At 40.9% G+C, this 5810-nt stretch carries 4 protein-coding genes; 3 read left to right on the top strand and 1 reads right to left on the bottom strand.

All coding sequences use genetic code 11. The features are described 5' to 3' along the window. Positions 1 to 56: 56 nt before the first annotated feature. The 3 genes from E1176_RS07570 to E1176_RS07560 all read left to right on the top strand — a co-directional run bounded on the left by E1176_RS07570 (position 57) and on the right by E1176_RS07560 (position 2146). Entirely contained in the window at positions 57 to 1265 is a 1209-nt protein-coding gene (locus tag E1176_RS07570; protein WP_155210002.1) for an alpha/beta hydrolase-fold protein, read from the top strand. 214 nt (positions 1266 to 1479) lie between these two features. Next, positions 1480 to 1863, top strand: coding sequence for a hypothetical protein (locus tag E1176_RS07565; protein ID WP_155210000.1), 384 nt, complete (start codon positions 1480 to 1482; stop codon positions 1861 to 1863). A 94-nt stretch (positions 1864 to 1957) separates the two neighbouring features. Beyond that, positions 1958 to 2146, top strand: a complete 189-nt coding sequence (locus E1176_RS07560; protein WP_155209999.1) for a hypothetical protein — start codon at positions 1958 to 1960, stop codon at positions 2144 to 2146. 124 nt (positions 2147 to 2270) lie between these two features. Here E1176_RS07560 and E1176_RS07555 read toward each other — a convergent pair whose 3' ends face one another. Further along, complete coding sequence (locus E1176_RS07555) at positions 2271 to 5507, bottom strand: S41 family peptidase (RefSeq protein WP_155209998.1); 3237 nt, start codon at positions 5505 to 5507, stop codon at positions 2271 to 2273. Positions 5508 to 5810 lie beyond the last annotated feature (303 nt).

The raw sequence follows: 5810 nt of genomic DNA, 5'->3' as shown, positions 1-5810 counted from the left end.
ATCAGAAAGCTTCCGTGCAGATCATCAGATAAGTTTTAATTAAATCAAAAACCAAAATGAGAAACACGTTTTGTCTGGCACTTCTGTTATTTACATCGCAAATATTTGCTCAGACCCATACCGAAGATTTCAAGATCGATTCAAAGTACATTAAAGAAACCAGAACGATTACTGTTTCTCTACCACAGCAATATGAAAACTCCTCTAAGGCGTACCCTGTGATCTTAGTTCTAGATAAAAATCTTCTGTTTAATACCACCTCTGCGATTGTAAATCAGCTTAGCAATACATCGAGGATGCCAGAGTCTATTGTGGTTTCTTTAAGCGCGGGTAGCAAACATCGTAATTACTTTGCGCCTAACCTCCATAATAATCACAGAGATAGGGCATACAATTATGGCAACTTTCAAGAGGAATTTCTAGACTTTTTGGAACATGAACTTTTGCCTTCTATTAACAATAAATACCGAACGAATAACTTCAATACGATAGTTGGTTTTTCTCCATCATCAGCCATAGCCCTTTATGCTTTGTTAAATAGACCAGATTTATTTCAAGTTTATATTTGCTTTGCTGCAGGCAATATAATTGGAGATGGCTATAATAAAGATGAGCGACTTATTGAGAATTTAGATAGTCTCTATGCAAACAACGATTTAGGCAGGAATTACCTTTATGTAGTTTCCGGAAGCAAAGACGCGGAGGGGCAGCCATACATCAACACAAATACTCAGGACTTTAATGAGAAATTATCCAGACACAACTCAAGTAGTGTCCATACCAGAGGGGAAATTATCGCAGGTGAAGGACATACAGACGTTATACTTCCGGGATTAATTGCAGCCTTAGATTTTATGTATCCGAAAGAAAAGTGGTTGGTGGATTATCTTGATCTAATTGAAAAGGATGGACCAGCTCTGGCAAATATTCTTTCCTTTTATAAGGAGCTGTCAAGTGAGTATGGCTTTGAGATTTATCCTAATGCCGATAGATTATATAGCATGAGTTGCCTCAAAAATGTAGGAAGGCGATTATTGGGTACAAATAAAGTTGACGAAGCGATAGAGCTTTATAAATATTGGGTAGGGTTGTATCCTAAGTCAGATCTGGCACATTATTATTTGGGTATAGCTCAAGCTGAAAATGAAAATGTGTCGCTGGCAAAGGCATCATTTGCAAAAGCGATGGAACTGGCACCAAGCCAAGACAGTGACGATTTTTTAAAATACCAAAATGCCCTTGAAGCATTGGATAGTGCGAATTGATGACATGTGACAATAACTATTATTGTTGAAATAGGGTAGACCAAACGAATCTTCCCTCTACAAAGCCTCTCAGGATTGGTATAGTTTCAACTCTTAAATTAACTAAACTTCCTAAGCCTAAGAGGCTTGTTAAATCAGGCCAGTAGCTTTATTGCAGTGTGAGATTATGAGTTAGATGTGCTACAATTAAAAATTACCTATCTTTAGATTGAAGATGAGAAGTCAAAATAAAAACAAAGGATATTATTTAGCGTCAGGATTACTGGCTTTAGTAATTGTCTCTTTTGGCCTTTTCGATGCATCGGCACACATAATTTCTCCAGTTCAGTTTAATCAAGCTCAACTTGAATTAATTCTTGAACAAAAGGATGCTGAAGGCGAGATTAACTTATCTACGTTTTATTCCTGGCCTTATAATAAGAGCCCTGAAAACTACCGTTCGACTTTCATTTTCAACACGTACTTAATTGGTTATAACTCTTCTATTATCGTTAAGCATCAATCACAATCAAAAAAGCTTGACTCGATCAATCCTATATCTCATTTCATACAGTTAAAGAGAATTCCACAAAATTCTGACGATCCTTCCAATTCTTAATCATTGGGGTCATCGAAGGCCTCACAACTTTTAACGATTAATTTTTGAAGTATCACCAGTTACAGCCCTCGCTGCTAACACAATAAACTTATAAATGAAATACTTAAAGAAAGCATTGAAGCTAATTGGCTTTGTGCTCCTAATTACCCTTGCATCCATCGGTTTGGGATTCAACGCTGCTATATTACCCACTACCAAAAGACAAGATTCCAACGAGTCAACTATCGAATTGGTGGAATCTAATGAGGAAGAGTCTGAAATCGAAAATGAAGAAAAGCAATGACGACACAAAGAAATGGCAGTTATTGGCTGTTTGGTCCTATTTGACAAAATGATGTATATGTCAAAAGCTGATAAGTAAAATGAAAAACGGCTGTTCCAGAAGAAGTTGAAACAGCCGTTTTGCTTTATTTGTCTTTATCGTACCCATCAGGTCGTTTCCACCTTGCCGGACCTTCCGGTTCTGGCTTCATCTTAAACTCCTGCGTTTCCAGCAATTTCAGAGCTTCATCCACAGCCTTTATCAACTGGGCATCTTTACCTTCTATTGCCATTTTTGGGTCGTCAATCACTTCAACATCGGGTGCCACACCTTCACCTTCTACTGCCCATTCGCCATCGGTATCATAAAAGCCTCCTCTCGGTGCTACCATTCTACCTCCATCGATAAACCTTGGTGTATCCCAGGTGCCTACCAGGCCTCCCCAGGTGCGTGTACCCACCAACGGACCGATCTCTTTTTTCTTAAACATATACGGCAATAGATCACCTCCGGAACCGGCACGCTCATTGATAATCATCACCTTTGGTCCCCAAATACCAGCAATAGGTGTAGTCCATGGGCGGTTATCACCTGCTTTGCTATTAAAATAGCCTACAGGCTCTCTGGTCATGATATCAATCATATAATCGGCAGCGGAGCCTCCGCCATTATTTCGCTCATCGAGGATTACGCCTTTCTTATCTTGTTGAGAAAAATAGTAGCGATTGAAACTTGTAAAGCCAGGCCCACTCGTATTAGGGATGTAAACATAAGCTAGTTTGCCATTAGACATTTCATCTACCTTGCGTCTGTTGCTTTCTACCCAATCGATGTATCTTAATCGGTATTCGTTGGCAACCGGCTTGACGTATACACTTCGGGCACCGTCCTTTGAAGGTTTGTCATTTACTTGTATTGAAACTACTCTTCCGGCCGTCTGGGCAAAATGGTCAAAAATATTGTCATTGGCGGTGATGTTTCTACCATTTACTGCAAGTATGTAATCTCCTTCATTCACCTCAAGCCCGGTTAAGCCTAAAGGCGCATCGATGTCCGGGTTCCAGCTTTCGCCATCATAGATTTTCGTGATCTTATAAAAGCCTTTGTCTAGCTCGTAGTCAGCACCAAGTAGACCTACAGGTACCCTGTCTACATCGGGCATATCTCCTCCTGAAACGTAGGAGTGCCCAATCGCGACTTCTCCACTCAATATGTCAACCAGGTAATTCAGATCCGTACGGTGGTTTACATGTTTTACCCACGGCTGGTACCAGCTATAGACTTTGTCCCATGGCGCACCATGTACATTGCTTACATAGAGAAAATCGCGCATATACCTCCAACCTTCTTTGAAGATTTGTGCATACTCATCGCGAGGAACTACATACATTTTGCCAGCAACAGTAATTTTATCATCGGGTTTGGGCTTTCCTTTTGTGCTACTAATGTTCCAACTCCCGTTTTTCTGAAGTAGTGTGTGTTCTCCATTTTTGGAAACTACCATTGTACTTACACCATCTTCAAAATCGGTAGGTTCTTCTTTCTTTACATCATAGTCATGCACTTTTAGCCCCTTTTGATTTTGTATGGATTCCGCTACAAACACGTGATACTTTTGTGCAGGTGCAATAAACAGATAGTTTCTCGCTGGTAGCGATAGGGCAACTATTCGCTCTTGTATTCCTTCGAAGTCTACCGTGATATTTTTATCCTTGGTTTCGTCCTCCTTGTCTTTTTCCTCTTTGGGTGACTCGGGCTGTTCTTCATCACTTTCGGGAATGTTTGGGGCCTTGCCATCTTTGCTTAGCACCGCAGCATAAAGCGAGCGACTTACCGAAGGGTCGTAAGAGCTCATATCGAGCCATCCTGAGCTAAGTCCATAATCAGTACTGGCCAAAAAGTAAAGGTACTCTCCTGATGCATCCCAAACCGGACTGGTAGCATCGGCCAGTGGATCTGACAATTGATAGCTCTTGTTGCTCTGCGTATTAAATACGAATATGGCCTTAAAGTGACTATTTTGCTGTTTCTCATAAGCGATAAACCTGCTGTCTGGCGACCATGTAGGGTTCATCGTTCTGTTAGGGTGCGCATAGCCATCGGTATCGATTTTTCTTACTTTACCATCTGCTAGCGTGATGTACCACAAGTTGTAATCGGTATCTGTATAGCTTATCATTTTGCCATCAGGCGACCAGTCTGGCGTAAAATAAAAGGTAGGATTTTCTAAAGGATATGATTTTTTGCTATCCCCATACTGATCAGCTACGATTAACTGGTACTCACCACTGGCATCAGAAAACCAGGCTACTTGTTCGCCTGTGGGTGACCAAATAGGAAAGCGATCTGCTACACCACTGCTTTTGGTAATATTTCTCCAACTACCCTCTTCTTTAGGAAAAGTAAATATATCGCCTCGATACTCAAAAATAGCCCGCTTGCCATTGGGTGATAGATTTGGGTGTGTGACATTGCCGGCATTTACATCATCCCATCTTGCTCTGCTGAAATTTAAATCACCTACCACATCGATTTCCAACTGATTACTCTCTTTGGTTGCCGGGTTTAGGGTATGTAAATAGCCACCTTGTTCGTACACAATCATGTCACCCGAGGCATCAAGACTCTTTACATCAAATTTTTTATGAAAGGTAATTTGCTCCTCTTGTTTTGTGTTTACATCAAAGCTCCAGATGTTGCTTGTATAGTCTCTTTCAGAGAGGTAATAAATTTTACTGCCAATCCACACCGGGTACAAATGTCTTTCTTTGTCCAGTTGAGGCGTTCTAATCAATTCCTGGGTTTTCAAATCTACAATCCATATAGGCATAGCCTGGCCACCTCTGTAATTTCTCCACTCCGGGTCCCATGAAGTAATTGGCGTATAAGCTAAATAATTACCATCTGGAGAAACCTCTCCGTAAGCTGCCCGAAGATCTAAAATAGGCTTCGGGTAACTTCCTTCTGTCGAAACAGTAAACAATTGCGATGTCTTAGTGGGGTGTGCACTCCTGTTTGATCTGAATAATACTTCTCCCGAGGGTGTCCATCCTTGCACCTCGTCTGTACCCGGATGAAAGGTGAGGCGTTTAGGCACGCCACTGTTCGCTGACAAAACATATACATCTGTATTGCCATCATACTGCGCACTAAACGCGATCCATTTGCCATCTGCTGAAAAATGGGGTGCAAATTCGTAACCTTCATTGGTGGTTAATCTGATGGCATCACCTCCCGTTTTGGATGTTTTCCAAAGGTCATTGGCATATATAAATACCACATCTTTTTCTGAAATGGTGGGTTGCCGGAGTAGCATGGTGCCTTGTGCGTATAGCCCTGATGCAGACATGAAGGCTATAAGGATGGCGCATAAATTTTTCATAGTTCTGATTTTTGATTAGACATGAACTTAATAATACCCTCATGATTTTGAAAGCAGAATTATACGAGTGTACTGCATGGACAACACCGTCAAGAAACTAAGGAAGATGACCTTCGGGGAAAGTAAGCCTTGATTATATCTGGTTTCTTTTAATAGCTCTGGTGTTGGTGAGGCTGTAAAACACCCACTCTACCAAGCCTCTCAGGATTGGTAGAGTTCAAGTTTCTGCTCACCAAATTTACTAATCCTAAAAGGCTTAGTAATTTTATGGCTCTCAACATTGTATGACCTCTTTTTAATAGT

The sequence above is a fragment of the Fulvivirga aurantia genome (assembly GCF_009711475.1).
GTDB classification, from domain to species: Bacteria; Bacteroidota; Bacteroidia; order Cytophagales; family Cyclobacteriaceae; genus Fulvivirga; species Fulvivirga aurantia.
This window is presented reverse-complemented; position numbering and strand designations above follow the sequence as displayed.